The sequence below is a fragment of the Cupriavidus sp. FW216-B1 genome, from assembly GCF_058789195.1.
In genome coordinates, this window is record NZ_JBYTEL010000005.1 from 253,131 (window position 1) to 272,465 (window position 19,335).

Annotated in this window: 17 protein-coding genes and 1 pseudogene; 12 read left to right on the forward strand and 6 right to left on the reverse strand. The window is 68.7% G+C overall.

Annotated features, from left to right (window positions below; all coding sequences use genetic code 11):
* Window positions 1–83: 83 nt before the first annotated feature.
* A complete protein-coding gene (locus tag AC3WXD_RS14245) occupies window positions 84–1,682 on the reverse strand; it encodes an MFS transporter (RefSeq protein WP_059415026.1) in 1,599 nt (532 codons plus the stop codon).
* A gap of 333 nt (window positions 1,683–2,015) precedes the next feature.
* On the opposite strand from AC3WXD_RS14245, the gene AC3WXD_RS14250 reads away from it, so the two are divergent.
* The 3 genes and pseudogenes from AC3WXD_RS14250 (at window position 2,016) to AC3WXD_RS14260 (ending at window position 5,134) form a co-directional block, all read left to right on the forward strand.
* Window positions 2,016–4,196: a GNAT family N-acetyltransferase gene (locus tag AC3WXD_RS14250; protein ID WP_492323995.1), complete on the forward strand. Its 2,181-nt coding sequence runs from the start codon at window positions 2,016–2,018 to the stop codon at window positions 4,194–4,196.
* On the forward strand, window positions 4,183–4,653 hold the full coding sequence (locus tag AC3WXD_RS14255; protein WP_492323996.1) for an ASCH domain-containing protein: 471 nt from the start codon (window positions 4,183–4,185) through the stop codon (window positions 4,651–4,653). The genes AC3WXD_RS14250 and AC3WXD_RS14255 overlap by 14 nt, the downstream gene beginning before the upstream one ends.
* Window positions 4,654–4,715: 62 nt before the next feature.
* Window positions 4,716–5,134: pseudogene (locus AC3WXD_RS14260) on the forward strand (MarR family winged helix-turn-helix transcriptional regulator).
* A 33-nt stretch (window positions 5,135–5,167) separates the two neighbouring features.
* Here the strand turns inward: AC3WXD_RS14260 and AC3WXD_RS14265 are convergent.
* A complete protein-coding gene (locus AC3WXD_RS14265; protein WP_020203073.1) occupies window positions 5,168–5,641 on the reverse strand; it encodes a MaoC family dehydratase in 474 nt (157 codons plus the stop codon).
* Between the two features lie 50 nt (window positions 5,642–5,691).
* Complete coding sequence (locus AC3WXD_RS14270) at window positions 5,692–6,666, reverse strand: tripartite tricarboxylate transporter substrate binding protein (protein WP_029043623.1); 975 nt, start codon at window positions 6,664–6,666, stop codon at window positions 5,692–5,694.
* 188 nt (window positions 6,667–6,854) lie between these two features.
* Between AC3WXD_RS14270 and AC3WXD_RS14275 the strand changes: the two genes are divergently transcribed.
* Both AC3WXD_RS14275 and AC3WXD_RS14280 read left to right on the forward strand, forming a co-directional pair.
* Window positions 6,855–7,763: a LysR family transcriptional regulator gene (locus tag AC3WXD_RS14275; RefSeq protein ID WP_492323997.1), complete on the forward strand. Its 909-nt coding sequence runs from the start codon at window positions 6,855–6,857 to the stop codon at window positions 7,761–7,763.
* 98 nt (window positions 7,764–7,861) lie between these two features.
* Entirely contained in the window at window positions 7,862–9,052 is a 1,191-nt protein-coding gene (locus tag AC3WXD_RS14280) for a CaiB/BaiF CoA transferase family protein (RefSeq protein WP_492323998.1), read from the forward strand.
* 12 nt (window positions 9,053–9,064) lie between these two features.
* Here the strand turns inward: AC3WXD_RS14280 and AC3WXD_RS14285 are convergent, their stop codons facing one another.
* Window positions 9,065–10,345 (reverse strand): LLM class flavin-dependent oxidoreductase, encoded by a 1,281-nt coding sequence (locus tag AC3WXD_RS14285; RefSeq protein WP_059414979.1) that lies wholly within the window; start codon window positions 10,343–10,345, stop codon window positions 9,065–9,067.
* Window positions 10,346–10,385: 40 nt separating this feature from the next.
* Window positions 10,386–11,369, reverse strand: coding sequence for a Bug family tripartite tricarboxylate transporter substrate binding protein (locus AC3WXD_RS14290; RefSeq protein WP_020203068.1), 984 nt, complete (start codon window positions 11,367–11,369; stop codon window positions 10,386–10,388).
* Window positions 11,370–11,712: 343 nt separating this feature from the next.
* Between AC3WXD_RS14290 and AC3WXD_RS14295 the strand changes: the two genes are divergently transcribed.
* Genes AC3WXD_RS14295 through AC3WXD_RS14325 form a run of 7 tightly spaced genes read left to right on the forward strand, consistent with a single transcriptional unit; the run spans window position 11,713 to window position 18,389 of the window.
* Window positions 11,713–13,098 carry an LLM class flavin-dependent oxidoreductase gene (locus tag AC3WXD_RS14295; RefSeq protein WP_020203067.1) on the forward strand — a complete coding sequence of 462 codons (1,386 nt, stop codon included), beginning with the start codon at window positions 11,713–11,715 and terminating at the stop codon, window positions 13,096–13,098.
* Between the two features lie 53 nt (window positions 13,099–13,151).
* Window positions 13,152–13,697: a carboxymuconolactone decarboxylase family protein gene (locus AC3WXD_RS14300; protein WP_059414975.1), complete on the forward strand. Its 546-nt coding sequence runs from the start codon at window positions 13,152–13,154 to the stop codon at window positions 13,695–13,697.
* Window positions 13,698–13,757: 60 nt separating this feature from the next.
* On the forward strand, window positions 13,758–14,993 hold the full coding sequence (locus tag AC3WXD_RS14305; RefSeq protein ID WP_492323999.1) for an ABC transporter substrate-binding protein: 1,236 nt from the start codon (window positions 13,758–13,760) through the stop codon (window positions 14,991–14,993).
* Complete coding sequence (locus tag AC3WXD_RS14310; protein WP_492324000.1) at window positions 14,993–15,820, forward strand: ABC transporter ATP-binding protein; 828 nt, start codon at window positions 14,993–14,995, stop codon at window positions 15,818–15,820. Before AC3WXD_RS14305 ends, AC3WXD_RS14310 begins: the two co-directional genes overlap by 1 nt.
* A complete protein-coding gene (locus AC3WXD_RS14315; RefSeq protein WP_492324001.1) occupies window positions 15,817–16,590 on the forward strand; it encodes an ABC transporter ATP-binding protein in 774 nt (257 codons plus the stop codon). Before AC3WXD_RS14310 ends, AC3WXD_RS14315 begins: the two co-directional genes overlap by 4 nt.
* A gap of 12 nt (window positions 16,591–16,602) precedes the next feature.
* On the forward strand, window positions 16,603–17,481 hold the full coding sequence (locus AC3WXD_RS14320; protein ID WP_020203062.1) for a branched-chain amino acid ABC transporter permease: 879 nt from the start codon (window positions 16,603–16,605) through the stop codon (window positions 17,479–17,481).
* An 11-nt stretch (window positions 17,482–17,492) separates the two neighbouring features.
* Complete coding sequence (locus AC3WXD_RS14325; RefSeq protein WP_492324002.1) at window positions 17,493–18,389, forward strand: branched-chain amino acid ABC transporter permease; 897 nt, start codon at window positions 17,493–17,495, stop codon at window positions 18,387–18,389.
* 32 nt (window positions 18,390–18,421) lie between these two features.
* Here AC3WXD_RS14325 and AC3WXD_RS14330 read toward each other — a convergent pair whose 3' ends face one another.
* Entirely contained in the window at window positions 18,422–19,252 is an 831-nt protein-coding gene (locus AC3WXD_RS14330; RefSeq protein ID WP_020203060.1) for an IclR family transcriptional regulator, read from the reverse strand.
* Window positions 19,253–19,335 lie beyond the last annotated feature (83 nt).

A 19,335-nucleotide genomic window follows, 5' to 3' on the forward strand; every position in this document is an offset into this window, starting at 1 on the left:
GGCGCGCGGCGGCCTCACCATCAACGGACCAGCCCGGCGTCCCGGCATGCCCCGGGACGATCCCGGGGCTGCCCAGGACAAATTCATTCAGCGGCCATGACCTGCGGCTTGACCGCGCGCTCCAGCTTCACCGGCGGCACGCGGCGCGAGCGCCACAGGCCCACCACGGCGATCACCGCGGCCAGCGCCAGGCCCACGTGGATCGCGCCGACCAGCGACAGCCGGGCCTGCTCGAGCAGCAGGGCGCCATTGTGGCCGCCCGCCTGCAACTGCGACAGCAGGCTCGACTGCGAAGCCCGGTCGATCAGGATCTGCGGATCGGCCAGGCGCGCCTGCCATTCGCCGGCGCCCGCGCTCTGCAGCGCGTCGTGCACGCCGCTGATGTAGCTGCGCGTGACCAGCGTGCCCACCAGCGCCGTGCCGATCATGCCGCCCACCATGCGCAGCGACTGCAGCATGGCCGTGGCGATGCCGAGATGCTCCCGGCCCGCGGTCTGCTGCGCGAACACGGTCAGGTTCGGCATGATGAAGCCCAGGCCGAAGCCGCCCAGCAGCATGATGCCAAACAACACGTGGTGCGACATCGAGCGCGTGGCCTGCGACAGGCCCAGGCAGGCCAGCGCCAGCATCGCGAAGCCCGCATACAGCATGTTGTTGGGCTGGCGGATGCGGGTGATGATACGGCCATTCAGGATACTGCCCAGCGTGATGCACACCACCAGCGGCGTCACCAGCACGCCCGCCTCCTTCGGCGAATAGCCGAAACCGCCCTGGAACAGCAGCGGCGCGTACAGCAGCAGCGAGAACATCACGAAACCGACCAGCACCGCCAGCAGGAACAGCGGCGCCAGCCCCGGATTGCGGAACATCTCCAGCGGCAGGATCGGGTTCGGCGCGCGGCGCTCCCAGCGCCACAGCGCCACCAGCGCGCAGACCGACATCACCACCAGCCCGCCCGTCACCAGGCCGAAGCCGCGCTCCGGCATCAGCTCCACGCACAACTGCAGGCCGCCCAGCCCGGCGCCGATCAGCGCCGCGCCCAGCCAGTCCACCTTGATCGAACCCGTGTGCGTCTGCTGGCGCAGATGCGGCAGGTAGCGCCAGGCGAACAGCAGCCCCAGCAGGCCCACCGGCAGGTTCACGTAGAACACCGAGCGCCAGCCATACGCCTCGGTCAACAGCCCGCCCAGCGACGGCCCCACCGCGTTGGCGATGCCGAAAGCCGCGCTCATCATCACCTGCCAGCGCAGCCGCACGTGCGAATCGGGAAAGAGATCGGGAATGCACGCGAAGGCCGTGCCCACCAGCATGCCGCCGCCAATGCCCTGCAGGCCGCGCGCCAGCACCAAGAACGGCATGTTCGGCGCCATGCCGCACAACACCGACGCCGCCGTGAACACCACGATCGACGCCATCACGAACGGCTTGCGCCCGTAATAGTCGCCCAGCCGCCCGAAGATCGGCACCGTGATCACCGAGAACAGCAGATAGGCCGTGGCCACCCAGGCGTAATACTCGAAGCCCTGCAGCTCCGCGACCACCGTGGGCAGCGCGGTCCCGACCACGGTCTGGTCGAGCGCCACCAACATCACCACGAAGGCGATGCCCAGCATCGCCAACAAGGACTCGCGGAACGGCAACACCTGTCCGCTGCTATGCGCCTGGTGAGGCTGCGACATCATTTTATTGCCCGGTCAATGATTGTAGAGTCAATCATTATAGGACAATTGGGCGGCATGCGAAGGGGGCGATGCCGAGATTCGTTCAACGCGAAACCTTGTTCACTCAGCCTGCCTCAACTTGATTCGACTTCGGTCGCATCACCCGCCGGCCCTCCCACCACATGGCGCCTAGACATAAAATGGACCTGCCTTCATACTGTATAAATGTACAGTCTAAGGGCAGATGATAGTTGTCCGCTAAGGGTCCAATGTACTCAGTCGACTGGCCCTCTTCTGGTAGTTTCCAGGCGCCGGTACACTTCTCGCGCCGACAACTCAAACACAACAAAGGTCATGGACGATTTGCAGAGAAGTGCATCGATACTGACGCAGCGACAGGATGTCGTTCCATTCGTAGAGAGCGTTAGAAGCGCGGCCGACTCAGACAAGGATGCACTCGGATTTTTCCCGAGCTCTGTTTATCTGGAGTACGCGACCAAAGGAAACCTCTTTGTTGCGGCAAATAGAAATGACGGCGAGCATCAATATGCGGGACACCTACTGTTTGATCTTAGACAGCCAAGGGCAAAGATACTCCAAGTCTTTGTTGCCCCGGCCTTTCGTGACATGGGGCTAGGTAAAAAGCTTGTTGAAAGGCTCAAACTCCATCTGACGGATCTCCAATACATCTCAATTGAAGCGCGCGTGGCGGAAGACTTGTCCGACTCGAACCTGTTTTGGGAAGCACAAGACTTTCATGTTCAGCGCGTTGAGCCGGGAGGAGGCAGCCGCGGTAAGCATAGGCGCATGATCGTGGTACGGAACCATGAACTGGCCTCACCACAACTTTTTGGTGCAAGCGGGATCAGTTCAATAAATCCACTTGGCCTCGGCTTTGCCACGGGGACTGGCAAGCCCACTTATCTCTTGGATATGAACGTCTTGTTCGATTTAGGACCTCGACGACAACGACGAAATGATGTCGTCAACCTATTTCGCGCGGAGCGAATGCAAGTATGTAGCTTGGCGATCAGCTCAGAGATTCGCAACGAGCTGGCAAGGTCCTGCCCTGAGGGGAAAACCGACCCTATGCAAGATTTCGCGTCTATCTTGCCTGCATATCCGGTACTTGATGTCGAATCCAAAAAACTTACCACGGAACTCGAAGTACTCGTATTTCGCGAAAGAAGCCAGCGCAACGCACTCACCCCCAACGATAGATCCGATCTTAGGCATCTAGCCACTGCGATATCCCATGGGCTGGAGGGCCTCGTAACAAGTGATGCAACTATCCTGGGCGCCGCCGCTGACCTACGAGACAAGTATGGAATTGATGTTCTATCACCTTCAGCGTTCACTCTTCAAGAGCCCCATCCCGTCGAAATCACAGCGTATGGAACGGAACCTGATCGGGTCTTGGCATTTAACGAAGTCCAGCGTACGGACGACGCCGACATCAGAGCTATGCTGTCTAAATGGAACGTCCCCCCGTCGCAACAATTAGCGGAATGGGCAACAGTAGATGGCTCCCGGCAGACAAGCCATCGCTATGTTGCACGAAGCGACGACGGCATTCTCGGCTACCTAACATGGCGCCACACGATAGACCAAAAAACTATCGTTGCGATGATGGCCATCGAGGAGCAATCCCCCGCCGCAGCTGACTGCGCGCGTTTGATGCTAAGCAAGCTTAATGAGCAGATTCCATCCAATGCAATCGTGCTTATCCGTTTGGGGTTTCCAGCATCGCAATCTCTTATACGGGCCGAAGCTCACTCCCTCGGATTCACAGCCAGCGACGACTACCAAGCTCAGCTACAAAAAATCATCGTTAAGGCGCTAGTGACAGACAGAAATTGGCATGAAACGAGGGCAGCGTTACTTGCAGCCTCGGGGGTTCGCTTGCCACAAGACGCACCCGTCTTTAGAAACATCAATCAGCATATTGAAGTTTACACGGCGAATGGCAATAGGACTCACCTTCCACTATTGAGGCTCGAAAGCATGCTTGCGCCGGGCTTGTTCTGTCTCCGTGAACGCCAAGGTGTAATTACACCTGTTCGCAGAAAATTTTCCGAACACCTTCTCCAACATCTGCCTCAAGGATCCCTACTCCCTCAGCCACGGGTGCAGATGTATCAGCAACGCCACTATCTCAGCCACCCAAAGACAATTTCGAAATTTTTACCTGGAAATCTGATTTTCTTCTATGAGTCTCAGGCCAAAGGAGGCGTGGGAGGAATAATCGCCGTAGGTCGGGTAGTGCGCTCCTATCTACAAAATCGAGATGCCATGGGACATGTAGAGTTAGACGCGTCTGTATTCGAGCCAGATCAACTCGAATCAATCGGAAAGACAAATACCCGTACAGTAACCGTTTTTGACAATCTGAACGTTCTTCCATGCCCTGTCTACGGTGACACACTGCGACAACTAAACTGTGGCACTCCCGTTAAACTGCTCAGCACCCAAGCTATCAATAGCGATCAATTTCTAAGTATTCTTGCAAAGGCTTATGGATATGAGATCGAATGATCATGTCCTGATTTCGCTCGACGAACGGCATGCAAACAACATTCTGGCTGGGACGAAGCGCGTGGAACTGCGAAGACGAACTATGCATGTAGCTGGCGGAACCGTTGTTTGGCTCTATGTTAAGCAGCCCGTAGGTAGCGTCGTAGGTTGCGCCGTGGTTGCGGCCACTCATACTCTGACGCCAAGCCAAGTCTGGCAGCGCTTTGGCCAGTGCTCTGGCCTAAAGAAATCTGAGTACTTCGCCTATGTAGATGGTCTAGAAACAGCGTTTGTCCTCGAACTGAAAGATGTACGGAAAATGCAGGACCCCGTCGCACTCGATGCGCTTCGAGACGCCTCCTCCCGATTCCATCCACCACAGTTCTTTACTCGGATCGACGCGGCCAGTTCCTTGGCGCGCGTTATGGCATCGGGAATGCAGGCGACTACAATCGTCAGCCAGCTCGCCTATGCGTAGCCGTGGCCAGTCGTGCTAGCCAGCACAATCCAGTATCCCCGTTTGCCTGTACCGTGGCGAGCATGGCCTTTCGAGTTCGAAATCGACGCGAGATCGACCGGCGCCTTGCGGAAGAAGGGCTTCCGGCCTATGCGTGCGTGGTACGACGTGCTGTGGGGCATCGAAAGCAAAACGGACGGCAGCCGCCGCATGCACGAGCTGGCCGACGTGGTCGCGATCGAACGCTATAACCTCACGCGCGTGGTGGACCGGCTCGAGCGGGAGGAACTGGTGACGCGCACGCGGTCGGCTGAGGGCGGCCGTGCCGCGTTCGTGACGGTGACGCGGCAGGGCAAGGCGCTGCGCAAGAGGATGTGTGCGGTCTACGGTCTACCAGGCCGCCGTCGACGCGTTGTTTCTGGCCCAGTTCAGGCAGGAGGACATCGAGCGTTTCTCACGCGCGCTGGACGCGGCGGCGGCGAAGGCGGGCCGGCCGAGATAGGCCCGGCCGGCGGCGGATGCCGATGATGCCGCCTCAGCCCGCCTGCGGCACCCGCTTGCGCAGCAGGTACTTCTGCGTCCCCTCCATGACGCACACACCGCGCTGGTTGCGCACTTCGGAGCGCATCACCAGCACGCCCGTGGTGCGGCCCGGGATCAGCTCGGCGACGGTCAGGCTGCCGTAGAGCGTGTCGCCGACGAAGACCGGCGCGAGGAAGCGGCTGCTCTGCTCGATGAAGGCCTTGAGCGACTGCTCCACCATGTGGGGAAACAGGCCGGCGCCCGCGGCGGTCTGGATCAGCACCTGGAAGCCGTGCGCGAGCATGTGCGGCATGCCGTGGGCGCGGCAATACTCGACGTCGTAGTGGACCGGATGGTTGTCGCCGCTGGCGAGCTGGAACGCGGCGAACAGCGCGTCCGTCATGGTGCGCGACGGCAGGTTCATGCGCTCGCCGACGGCGAAGTCCTCGAAGAAGCGCTGCGGGCATAGCTGGTAGTCGTGTTGCATCGGCTCGGTCTCCTGTGCGGGCTGGTGCCGCGTTTGTCGTGCTGCCGCGCTCAGTCGGCCTTCATGTTGGCGGCCACCGCCACCGGCTGCCACTTGGCGATCTCCGCGCGCACGAACTGGTCCAGCGCGTCCGGCGCCGGCTTCGGCTCGAGGATCAGCCCGAGCTCGCTGGCCTTGGCCTGCAGCGCGGGCTCCTGCAGCGTGCTGCCCAGCGTGGCGGCGAGCTTGCGCACGATCTCCGCGGGCGTCTTGGCCGGCGCGAACACGGCGTTCCACGTATAGGCCTCGTAGCCGGGCACCGCTTCCGCGATGGCGGGCGTGTCGGGCGTCTGCGGCAGGCGCCGCGCCATCGACGTGGCCAGCAGGCGCACGGTGCCGGCGCGCACCTGCGCCAGGCCCGTGGGCGCGCTGTCGATCATGAACGCGACGTGGCCGCCGATCAGGTCCGCCATCGCCGGCGCGCTGCCGCGATAGGGCACGTGCACGGCCCCGGTGTGGGCCATGTGGTTCAGCAGCTCGCCGCCGAGATGCGGGGCGCTGCCGACGCCCGCGGAACCGTAGTTGACCTTGCCCGGATGCGCCTTGAGGTAGGCGATGAATTCGCCGAGCGTCTGCGCCGGCACCGCCTTGTTGACCACCAGCACCAGCGGCGCGCGCGCCGCCAGCCCCACCGGCGCGAAGTCTTCGAGCGTGCGGTACGGCAGCGTGGCGTGGATGGCCGGGTTGACCGCGTGCGCGACCGTGGTGAGCAGCAGCGTGTAGCCGTCGGGCGCGGCCTTGGCGACGTTCTCCGTGCCGACGATGGTGCCCGCGCCGGAGCGGTTCTCGACCACCACCTGGGTCTTCAGTTGCCGGCTCCAGCCCTGCGCCAGCGCGCGCGCGAACGTGTCGGTGGGGCCGCCGGCGGCATACGGCACCACCAGGCGCACCGGCCGCGCGGGATACCCGGGCTGCGCCGCGGCGGGCCCCGTGAGTGCGGCGCCGAGGCAAAGCGCCGCGGCGAGTCTGGCCATCGGGGAAATCATGCTGGTGTCTCCGTCTTGTGCTTGCGGTATCCGGGCGGCATGCGCGGCATCGGCAGCCCCGGCGTGAGCCGACAATATAGAATCGGGGCCGGCACGGAGGCCAGTCGAAAGCTACGAGGGGTCCTTCGAAAACTTCTAATACGGGCCCGGCGCCGCATGCGCCCGAGGCGGCCATGCGGGAGACACCATTGCGATTCGAACTGACCGACCTGCGCGTGTTCCTCGCCATCGCGCAGGCCAAGAGCCTGACCGCGGGCGCGTCCGACGTGCACCTGACCGCGCCGTCGGCCAGCTACCGGCTGAAGAACCTGGAGCAGGCCGTCGGCGTGCCGCTGTTCAGGCGCACGCAGAAAGGCATGGCGCTGACCGCCGCCGGCGAGACCATGCTGCGCCACGCCAGGACCATCATGGGCAACGTCGAGCGGCTGCAGCACGAGATGCGCCGGCACACCGACGGCACCGAGGGCCACATCCGCGTGCATGCCAACAGCAGCACCATGAACAACCTGCCGGCGGCGCTCAGCCGCTTTCTCGCGGCGTATCCCAACGTCAACGTCGAGCTGGAGGAGCACCTCAGCCAGGACACCGCGCACGCGGTGCTGGAGCAGCGCGCCGACATCGGCCTGGTGGCCGGCGAGATCGACCTGCTCGGCCTGGAGTCGATCCGCTACGGCGAGGACGAGCTGATGTTCGCCGTGCCGCCGCGCCATCCGCTCGGCCTGCGCGAGGGCGTCACGCTGACCGACGCGCTGCAGTACGAACTGGTGTCGATCGGCGCCAAGAGCAGCAACTTCCTGTTCCTCAAGGACATGGCGGCGAGAGCCGGCATGGAGCCGCGCGTGCGCGTGCACGCGCCGAACTTCCCGGCCGTCATCCGCTGCGTGCAGGAAGGCGCGGGCATCTCGCTGGTGCCGCGCACGGTGGCCGCGCCCGCGATCGCGCAGGGCCTGGTCGAGGGCGTCGTGCTGCACGAACCGTGGGCGCGGCGCGAGCACCGCATCGTCGCGCAGCAGCTCGGCGACCTGCCCGGCTACGCGCGCGCGTTCATCCGCTTCGTCACCGGCGAGGACCAGGCGCCGTCCGTTAGACATCCTTGAAGCGGCGTTAGGAAATCTCGACTGGCCGGCCTCGGTCTCCATTCCTATACTCGGTCGTCCGCGGGACCGTGCGCCCGCACCGATGCCTGGAGACCCCCTTGCCTTTCTCAGTTCCCCCACTGGACGGGATCACCGTCCTCGCCCTGGAACACGCGGTGGCCGCGCCCTTCGCCAGCCGCCAGCTGGCCGACCTGGGCGCGCGCGTCGTCAAGATCGAGCGGCCCGGCAGCGGCGATTTCGCGCGCGGCTACGACCAGACGGTCAACGGCATGTCGTCGTTCTTCGTCTGGGCCAACCGCGGCAAGGAGAGCCTGACGCTCGACCTCAAGGATGCGCGCGCGGCCGGCATCCTCCGGCAGCTGCTCGGCGAGGCCGACGTCTTCATCCAGAACCTGGCGCCGGGCGCGGCCAGCCGCATGGGGCTCGATTTCGACACGCTGCACGCGGCCTTCCCGAAGCTGATCGTGTGCGACATCTCGGGCTACGGCGACCACGGCCCCTACCGCGACAAGAAAGCCTACGACCTGCTGATCCAGGCCGCGGCCGGCCTGATCTCCGTGACCGGCACGCCGGACGAACCCTCGCGCGCGGGCATCTCGATCGCCGACATCGCCGCGGGCATGTACGCCTACACCGGCATCCTCTCGGCGCTGCTGCATCGCGGGCGCACCGGCGCCGGCGTGCGGGTCGAGGTGACGATGCTCGAGGCGCTGGCCGAATGGATGTCCTATCCGCTGTATTTCGCCCACTACGGCGGCGAGCCGCCGCTGCGCAACGGCCTGTCGCACCCGGCCATCGCGCCCTACGGGCAGTACGGCACCGGCGACGGCAACCGCGTGATCTTCGGCCTGCAGAACGACCGCGAATGGCAGCGCTTCTGCGCCGAAGTGCTGGAAGACGCCGCGCTGGCGGCGGACGCGCGCTTCTCGACCAACCACCAGCGCGTGGCCAACCGGGCCGCGCTGGACGCGGAGATCGGCCGCCACCTGCGGCGCATGACGCGCGCGGAGCTGGTCGCGCGGCTCGACCGCGGCGGCATCGCCAACGCGCCGCTCAACGACATGCATGAAGTGTGGGCGCACCCGCAGTTCGCCGCGCGCGGCCGCTGGCGCGAAGTGGCCACGCCGGCCGGCCCGGTGCGGGCGCTGCTGCCGCCCGCCACGCTGGGCGGCGTGCCGGCGCGCATGGGCGGCGTGCCGGACGTCGGCGAGCACACCGCGCCGATCCTCGCCGCGCTGGGCTTCAGCGGCGCGCAGGTGGAGGCGCTGCGCGCCGACGGCGCCGTGTAGCGGGCCGGCATGTCAGGCCCGCGCCGGCAGCGGCAGCCCGAGGTTCCCGCGCAGCGTGTCGGCCTCGTATTCGCGGCGGAACACGCCGCGCTCCTGCAGGATCGGCACCACCTCGGCGGTGAAGTCGTCGAGGCCGCCGGGGAAGTAGGCCGGCATGATGTTGAAGCCGTCCGCGCCGCCGCCGTCCACCCAGTCGATCATGTGCTGCGCCACCTGCGCCGCGGTGCCGACCACGATCTGGTGGCCGCGCGCGCTGGCCACCAGGTGATACAGCTGGCGCAGGGTCAGGCCGCGCTCGCGCGCGAGCTGGAGCAGCAGCACGCTGCGGCTGTGGACGCCCGCCTCCAGCGCGAGATCGGGCAGCGGGCCGTCGAGCGGATAGCCCGAGACGTCGATCATCAGTTGCTCGGTCAGGATGGCGAGCGCGTTGGACTGGTCGGTAAACGACTGCAGCAGCGCCAGCTTGTCGTGCGCCTCGGCCTCGGTGCGGCCGATGATCGGCATCAGCCCCGGCATGATCAGGCAGTGCGCCGGGTCGCGCCCCTGCGCCGCCACCTGGGCCTTGAGCCCCTGCGCGAACGCGCGCGCGGCGCCCAGGTCCTGCTGCGCGGTGAAGACCACCTCCGCGTGGCGCGCGGCCAGCGCCTGGCCGGGGCCGGACGAGCCGGCCTGGATCAGCACCGGATGCCCCTGCGGGCTGTTGGTGACGTTGAGCGGGCCGGCCACCGAGAAATGCCGGCCGCGATGGTTCAGCGCGTGCATCTTGGCCACGTCCACGTAGACGCCGGCCTGCTTGTCGAGCACGTAGGGATCGGGGTCCCACGACTGCCACAGGCCCTTGACCACGCTGACGAACTCCTCGGCGATCTCGTAGCGCTGCTCGTGGTCGGGGTGGCGCTCGCGGCTGAAGTTGATCGAGCCGTCGGCAAACGTGGTGACGATGTTCCACGCCGCCCGGCCGCGCGAGAGCTTGTCCACGGTGGCCAGCGTGCGCGCCAGGTTGAACGGCTCGCTGTAGGTGGTGGAGGCGGTGCCGGCCAGGCCGATGTGGCTCGTCACCATCGACAGCGCGGCCAGCATGGCGAGCGGGTCGGGCCGGGTGATCATCGACGGATGCGAGTCGGCGGTCGTCAGCAGGCGGTCGCCGAAGAACACCATGTCGAACTTGGCGCGCTCGGCGGCCTGCGTCATGCGCACCACCAGGTCGACGTTCTCGGTGCCGGCTTCGGCGCCGGGGTAGCGCCAGCCGGCGGCATGGTGGCCGGCGGCCAGCAGGAACAGTCCCAGCTTCATGGGGGGAATCTCCGGGAAAAACGTGGGTTGAATGATGTCGTCAGTTGCTTTGCACGCCGCCGGCCTGCACCACGCGCTGGGCGAGGTCGTGCACGGAGCGGATCTTCTGCGCGGTCTGCTCGGGCGTCAGCGCCTGCACCTCGACCTGCACGCGCGCGAGCGCCTCGACGGTGTCGCGCTCGTGCAGGATCTCCGCGATCCACCGGCGCAGCCGCGCCAGCACCTCGGGCGGCGTGCCCTTGGGCGCGGTGATGAAGAACGAGCCAGCCAGCGCGTCCTCCCAGTCATGGATGCCGGCCTGCTGGATCGACGGCACGCCGGGCAGCTCGGGCGCGCGGCTGCCGCCGAAGTAGGCCAGCGCGCGCAGCTTGCCGGCCTTGATGAACGAGGCGCTGAGCGGATCGAACACGATGTCCACGTGGCCCGCCACCACGTCGGCCACCGCCGGCGCGCTGCCCTTGTAGGGCACGTGGCGGATGTCGATGCCGGCGATGCGCTTGAGCAGCTCGCCGGCCAGATGGCCCGGCGTGCCATTGCCGGAGCTGGCATAGGTCAGCTGGCCGGGATGGGCGCGCGCGTAGGCGATCAGCTGCTGCAGCGTCTGCGCCGGCACCGCGGGATTGACCGCCACGGTGGCCAGCGAGTTGCCGACGTAGGCCACCGGCACCAGGTCGGAGAACGGGTCGAACCGCACCTTCATCAGTTGCGGCGCGATGGCGAGGTTGCCGATCGAGGTGTTCAGCAGCGTGTAGCCGTCGGCCGGCGCGCCGGCCACGAAACCCGCGCCGAGCGTGCCGCCGGCGCCGGGCTTGTAGTCGAGCACGACCGGCTGCCCGCTCTTCTCGGCCAGGCGCCGGGTGAGGATGCGCGCGACGTTGTCGTTGGTGCCGCCCGGCGTGTAGGGCACCACGTAGGTGATCGGCTTGGCCGGATAGGCGGCGTCGGCCAGGGCCGGAACGGCGGCGCAGGCGAGCAGCAGCGAGGCCAGGGCATGGCGCCGGAGGGAGGACAGTAGCGATGACATGAACGATGGGGGAGGAAATGGAAAGCGGGGAGCGCGCGCGTGGCGGGAAATCCGTTGGCGGGATCCCGCGGGCGCCGCGCGCGCGGCAGCGGCGGCGGCCCGCCTGTGCGCCGCCCGGTGGCGGCGGCGAGGAGGGCATGAAAAAACCGCCGCTCATCGTAGACGCTGGCGCGGCCAGACCGAACGACCGATTTGGCATATCCATAGCCGCTGCGCGCACGCACCAGGAAACACATATCCGTATGCGAAATGGGCGCTTGGCGCGGCGGCGCCGGCACGCAACAATCGCCGGTTCCGATGTTTCCGCTCGCGCGCCCGTGCCGGCCGCGCGGCCCGCCGTGCCATGCCTCGCCCGATCCGCCAGATCCGTTTCAACGCCTTCATGATGAATTGCGTGGTGCACCTTGCACCCGGGCAATGGACCGCGCCGGACGACCACGCGGCCGACTACCTCGATCCGGGCTACTGGGTCGCGCTGGCCAGGAAGCTGGAGGAAGGCCTGTTCGACAGCCTGTTCCTCGGCGACATCACCGGCGTCTACGACGTGTTCGGCGGCGCGGCCGACGCCGCGCTGCGCACCGCCGCGCAGGTGCCGATGAACGATCCGGTGCCGCTGATCCCGCTGATGGCGCACGCCACCCGGCACCTCGGCTTCGGCGTCACGGTCTCGGTGGCCTACGAGCCGCCCTACCTGCTGGCGCGCCGCCTGACCACGCTGGACCATCTGAGCGGCGGCCGCGTGGCGTGGAACGTGGTCACGTCCTACCTGGAAAGCGGCGCGCGCAGCCTGGGCCAGCGCGAGCTGCGCGCCCACGACGAGCGCTACGACCGCGCCGACGAATTCCTGGAAGTCTGCTACAAGCTGTGGGAAGGCAGCTGGGAGGACGGCGCCGTGCGGCGCGACAAGGCGCGCGGCGTCTACGCCGACCCCGCGCGCGTGCACGCGGTGCGGCACGAAGGCCGCTACTTCGACCTCGACGGCATCTTCCAGTGCGAGCCGTCCGCGCAGCGCACGCCGCTGCTGTTCCAGGCCGGCGGCTCGGCGCGCGGCACGCGCTTCGCCGCGCGCCATGCCGAGTGCATCTTCGTCGGCGCGCCCACGCGCAACGGCCTGCGCCGCTCGGTGGCATCGCTGCGCGCGGCGCTGGCCGAGGCCGGCCGCGCGCCGGACAGCGCGCTGCTGTTCGCCATGTTCACGGTCATCGTCGACGAGACCGCGGAGAAGGCGCAGGCGCGCTACGCCGCCTACCGCGCGCGCGCCAGCTACGACGGCGCGCTGGCGCTGCTGTCGGGCTGGACCGGCATCGACCTGTCGCGCTACGCGCCCGACGACACGCTCGAATACGTCGACACCAAGGCCGGCCAGTCGGCGCTGGCCTCGTTCAGCAAGCTCGACCCGCAGCGCACCTGGACCGTGCGCGACGCCGTGGAATTCGTCGCCATCGGCGGCCGCGGTCCGGTAGTGGTGGGCGATCCGGTGCAGGTGGCGGACGAACTGCAGGCGTGGATGGAGGACACCGGCATCGACGGCTTCAACCTGGCCTGGGTGGAATCGCCGCGCACCTTCCACGACGTGGTCGACTACCTGGTGCCGGAGCTGCAGCGCCGCGGCGCCTACAAGACCGCCTACGCGCCGGGCACGCTGCGCGACAAGCTGCTCGGCCACGGCCCGCGCCTGCAGGCGCCGCACCCCGGCGCCGGCTTCCGCGCGCCGGCCGGGGACGACTGATCCGCCCGCGCGGTCCTTCCGCACGCCCTCCCCTTTCACCAGCAGGACCACACATGCCCCGCATCAGCGAACTCGACCCCGCCACCTTCGACCCGGCCCGCCGCGAGCTGTTCGACCAGTTCACCGGCAACGGCGCCCATTTCGCCGACCAGTTCTCGGTGCTCGCGCACGTGGCGCCGGCCGTGGAGCACCTGCCGCGCATGCTGCTCGAGCTCAAGGCGCGCAACGGCGTGCCGTACCGCTACATCGAGCTGGCCATCGTGGTGGTGTCGCTGCTCAACGACTGCGACTACTGCGTGCGCAGCCACGCGCCGCGCCTGGCCGTGGAAGGCATCAGCGAGGACGGCGCGCGCCGCCTGCTCGACTATGCCGGCCATCCCGAGCTCGACGAGGTGGACAAGCTGGTGGTGGAATACGCGGTCGCCGTCACGCAGGCGCCGCAGCGCATCCGCGACCAGGTCTTCACGCGGCTGCGCGCGCATTTCAGCGAGGCGCAGGTGGTCGAGCTGACGCTGCGCATCTCGCTGTGCGGCTTCTTCAACCGCTTCAACCAGGCGCTGCAGATCGGCGAGGACGCCACCGCCGTCCATCCGCGCTGATGGCGCCCGCCCGCATCTTCTCTTCCGCTCTCTTCCGCCCTCTCCTGATCCCGACCTGCCATGACTGATTCTTCCTCGTTCGAGCGCCGCGCCTTCCTGCGCGCCGCGGGCGCATCGCTGGCCGCGCTGGCCGCGCCGCAACTGGCGCTGGCCCAGGGCAGCGGCCCCATCCGCATCGGCGTGCTGGTGCCGCTGTCCGGCGGCGGTGGCGCCTACGGCCAGGGCATGGCCAATGCCGCGCGCAAGGCCGCCGACTACATCAACGCCGAGGCCGGCGGCGTGCTCGGCGGGCGCAAGCTGGAAATCCTGGTGGAGGACAGCGAGAGCAACCCCACGGCCGGCGTGGCCGCGGCGCGCAAGCTGCTGGACGTGGGCAAGGTGTCGGCCATCGTCGGCCTGTGGAGCAGCGCGGTGGCGATGGCGATCAAGCCGCTGACCATCGAGAAAGGCATCCCGCTGCTGGTCAGCGGCTCCGGCGACGAGGTCACGCAGGGCGACAACAAGGGGCTGGTGTGGCGCTTCCAGGCGCGCGGCAGCGACTGGGGCGCGGTATTCGCGCGCGCCGCACTCAAGGACGGCGCGCGCAAGGCCTCGCTGCTGGTGCTGCAGACGCCGTTCACGCTGAGCATGGTCGAGCCGTTCGCGGCCGAGTTCAGGAAGGGCGGCGGCCAGGTGCTCGACACGGTGTTCTACAACCCCAACCAGCCCTCCTATCGCGCCGAGGTGGAGAAGGTGTTCGGCAAGAAGCCGGACGCGGTGTTCCTGCCCAGCTACCTGCCCGACCTGTCGGCCATCGCGCGCGAGGTCTACCGCAGCGGCTTCAGCGACACGCGCATCTACGCCAACTCGTCGTCGGCCGATGCCGAGGGCGCCTTCATCAAGAACGTGGGCAAGGCGGTGGCCGAGGGCATCCACCACATCCAGTCGATCCCGCCGGCGGACTCCACCGCGTACAAGACCTTTGCCCGCGTCGCCGGCATCCCGGCCGGCACGCTGGCCATCTTCCCGTCCAACGTGTGGGACGAGATCTCGGTGCTGGCGCTGGCCATCGAGCGCGCCGGCAGCGCCGACCCGCAGGTGTTCGCCAGGTCCATCCTGCCGGTGGTCAACGGCCCCGGCAAGACCGTGGAGAATCCCGTCGACGGCCTCAAGGCGCTGCGCGCCAGGCAGGCGATCGCCTACAGCGGCGCCGGCTCGCACTTCCAGTTCACGCCGACCGGCGACCAGCTGAACCGCGAGTATGGCCACTTCGTGATCCGCAACGGCGCCAACCAGCTCGTCGACACGCTCAAGTGATGACGCAGGCAGCCCTGGACAGCGCCCCCGCCGCCGCGCCGGCCCGCGCCGCGCCCGGCCAGCGCGCGCAGCGCGTGCTGGCGGCCGAGGCGGTCAGCGTGTCCTTCGGCGGCGTGCGCGCGCTCGACGGCGCCTCGGTCAGCCTGGCGCCGGGCCGCATCACCGGCCTGGTCGGGCCCAACGGCGCCGGCAAGTCGACCCTGTTCAACGTGCTGGCCGGCACGCAGCGGCCGCGGCGCGGCACGGTGCGGCTGGCCGGCGCCGACATCACGCGCATGCCGGTGCACCGGCGCGCGCACGCCGGCATCGCCCGCACCTTCCAGCTCGCGCGCGAGCTGGACAGCCTGAGCGTGCTGGAGAACCTGCTGCTGGCCGCGCCGCGCCAGCCCGGCGAGCGCCTGGGCAACCTGCTGTTGCGCCGCGGCACCGTGCGCCGCGCCGAGGCCGCGGCCATCGAGCGCGCGCTGGCGCTGCTCGCCCGCGTGCGCCTGACGCGGCTGGCCGACCAGCCCGCCGGCGCGCTCTCCGGCGGCCAGAAGAAGCTGCTGGAGCTGTGCCGCGCGCTGATGCTGGAGCCGGACATCGTGCTGCTCGACGAGCCCGCCGCCGGCGTCAACCCGGCGCTGATCGAGGAACTGTGCCAGTTCATCCTGGCGCTGCGCGGCGAGGGCAAGACCTTCGCCATCGTCGAGCACAACATGGACATGGTGGCCGCGCTGTGCGACCACGTCTACGTGCTGGCCGAAGGCCGGGTGCTCACGCAGGGCAGCTTCGACGCCGTGACCGCCGACACGCGCGTGCGCCAGGCCTACCTGGGAGAGCCATGATGGACGCGCCGCAAGAACTGGTGCTGGCGGGCGTGTCGGCCGGCTACCGGGGCAAGGACATCCTGCACGGCGTGAGCTTCACGGTGCCGCCGGGCGGCGCGCTGACCGTGATCGGCCCCAACGGCTCGGGCAAGTCCACGCTGCTCAAGGCGGTGGCCGGCCTGCTGCCGCTGTCGGCCGGCAGCGTGCGCCTGGGCGGGCGCGAGCTCGGCCCGCTCGACGCCCCGGCGCGCGCGCGCCTGGGGCTGGCCTACGTGCCGCAGGAAGGCAACGTGTTCGCCAACCTCAGCGTGGCCGACAACCTGCGGCTGGGCTGGGAATTCCTGCACGCCGGCCGGGGCGCGGGCAGCGCGGCGCGGCGCCGGCGGCAGGAGTACGTGCTGGACCTGTTCCCCGAGGTCCGCGCGCGCCTGCCGGGCAGCGCGGGGCTGCTCAGCGGCGGCCAGCGCCAGATGGTGGCGATGGCCTCGGCGCTGATGCAGACGCCGTCGCTGCTGGTGCTGGACGAGCCCTCGGCGGGCCTGTCGCCGCGCAACGCGGCGCTGCTGTTCGAGGTCATCGCGCGCATCCGCGCCACCGGCATCACGCTGCTGATGATCGAGCAGAACGTGCGCCTCGGGCTGGCCGCGGCCGACACCGGGCTGGTGCTGGCCGCCGGCCAGGTGCGGCTGGTGGCGCCGGCCGCGGGCCTGGCCGACGACGACGCGGTGCGCCAGCTCTACCTGGGCACGCGCGCGCACGACACCCGCCTCGCCGGCGGCGCTTCATAAAAGGCCACACCGATGCTTCAACTCATCTTCAACGGCCTGGTCTCCGGCCTGCTGGTGGCGCTGCCGGCGCTGGCGCTGGCGCTGAGCTTCAGCGTGCTGCGCTTCGCCAATTTCGCCATCGGCGCCATGCTGACGCTGGGCGCCTACCTGATCTACCTGTTCAACGCGGTGCTGGGCTGGCCGCTGCCGTGGGCTGCCGCGGCCGGCGTGGCGCTGGGCGGCGTGGTGGCGGTGGCGGTGGACTGGCTGGTCTACCGCCGCCTGCGCGAGCGCTCCGGCGTGACGCTGCTGGTGGCCAGCATGGGCGTGGCCTTCGTGCTGGAGAACGCGGTGCGCTTCGTCGCCGGCGGCACGCCGCTGGGCTACGACACCGAGCCGGCGCGCCCGTTCCGCGTGGCCGCGCTGGAGCCGCTGGGCGGCCTGCGCGTGAACTACGAGCAATGGCTGATCGTGCTGGTCGGCGCGGCCAGCCTGGCGCTGGTGTGGCTCGTGTTCCGCTGCACGCCGCTGGGCCGCGCCATGCGCGCGGTGGCGGACAATCCCGCGCTGGCGGCGGTGCGCGGCATCTCGCGCGCGCGCGTGGTGGCGCTGACGTGGTTCCTGTCGGGCGCGCTGGCCAGCGCCGCCGGCCTGCTGGTCGGGCTGGACGCCACGCTCGATCCGCAGATGGGCTGGAACTACGTGCTGCCGGTGTTCGCCGCCGCCATCCTCGGCGGCATCGCCAACCCGATGGCGGCGGTGTTCGGCGCGCTGGTGATGGGCGTGGCCGCCGAGGCCTCCACGCTGGCGCTGCCGTCGCACTACCGCACGCTGGTGGCCTTCGCCGTGCTCGCCGCGCTGCTGCTGGTACGGCCGTGGGGCGTGTTCGGCCGCGCGCCGGTGCAGAAATAAGGAAGCGGACCATGAGCAGCTACCTGATCTCCCTGCTGATGCTGGTCTCCATCACCGGCATCGCCGCGCTCGGACTGAACCTGCAATGGGGCCTGACCGGACTGGTCAACTTCGGCCTGTTCGGCTTCTACATGCTGGCCGCCTACGCCTGCGCGCAGCTCGCGCACCTGGGCTGGAACCCGTGGCTGGCGCTGGCCGCCGCCGCCGCGCTGGCCATGCTCGCCAGCGCGCTGACCAGCCTGATCTCCGCGCGGCTGTCCGAGGACTACCTCGCCATCGTCACGCTGGGGTTCGCCGAATGCCTGAAGCTGGTCGCGATCCACGAGGAATGGCTCACGCGCGGCAGCCTCGGCATCGCCAACATTCCGCGCCCGGTGGCCGGCGACGGCGCGCTGCTGGCCGTCGCGCTGGCGCTGCTGGCGGCGGTCTTCGCGCTGTTCGAGGTGGTGGCGCGCGCGCCGCTGGGCCGCACCGCGCGCGCGTTGCGCGACGACCCGCTAGTGGCCGCCACGCTGGGCAAGCCGGTGCTGTGGCTGCGCCTGCGGCTGTTCGCGCTGGGCGGCGGCGCCATCGGGCTGGCCGGCGGCATGCATGCGTTCTACTACCAGTACATCGACCCGACCCAGTTCGGCCCGATCCTCACCGCCTATGCCTTCATGGGCGTGATCATCGGCGGGCGCGGCAGCAACCGCGGCGTGCTGCTGTCGGCGTTCACCGTGGTGGCGCTGCTCGAAGGCACGCGCTTCGTCAACGACTACGTGGCGTGGCTCAGCGCCAGCCAGCTCGCCTCGCTGCGGCTGATGCTGATCGGGCTGGGGCTGATCGTGGCGCTGATCTACCGGCCCGCCGGGCTGGTGGCCGAGTACCGCCTGCGCGCGGCCCCCGGCGCGGACCAGCCGTCCGCCTGAACGCGCGCCGCCGGCCAGGCGGAAACGCGCGGCTAGGCGGAAACGCGCTGGCCCAGCCCGCGGCCGATCTCGCGCACGGTCTCGACCAGCTTCGCGCGGACCTCGCCGAGCAGCCGCGCGGCCGGGAAATACTGCGCCGCGCCGGCCACGCTGAGCGCCATCATCGGCAGGCCGTGGCCCGGGCTGAACGGCATGGCGACCGCGTGCACCTCCTGCATCCAGTCGCCCAGCGACGACGCGCATCCGGTGGCCTGGCACTCCTCCACGGCGAGATCGATGCCGCGCTCGAGCGCCGGCCACGCGGCCTCGTCGAGCGCGCGCACGCGCTCCATCAGCTCGGCGCGCCCGGCCGGCGGCAGGCCCGCGAGGTGCGCGCGCCCGGCGGCCGTGGTGGCCAGCGGGATGCGCGAGCCCACGCCGAGGCTAAGCGTGACGATCGAGCCGCCGCGCGCGCATTCCAGGTACAGCATGGAGAGCCGGTCGCGGGTGGCGAGCGCGACCACGGCATCGGTCTCGGTGGCCAGCCGCTGCATCAGCGGCCGCGCCACCTGCCGCACGTCGAGGTCGGCCAGCATGGTGCTGCCGAGCGCCGCGGTGGCGGTGCCGAGCCGGTACTTGCCGCTCTCCGGCACCAGATGCAGGTAGCCCAGCCGCGTGAGCGTGTAGGTCAGGCGCGTGACGGTCGACTTGGGCAGGCCGCAGCGCTCGGCGATCTCGTGGTTGGCGAGGAAGCTGTCGCCGCCGGGAAAGCAGCGCAGCACTTCCAGCCCGCGCGCGAGCGCGGTCACGAAATGGCGGTCCGCGCCGGCCTCGGCGGGCGCCTGCGCGTCCGCGGCGTCTTCCATGTCCGCCATGTCCTCCATGTCCTGCCGCGCCGGCGCGCCTTCCTGGTGTCTTGCCATTGCCTCTGTCCGGTTCGATGATGCGGTGCCTGCCTCGGCAATCT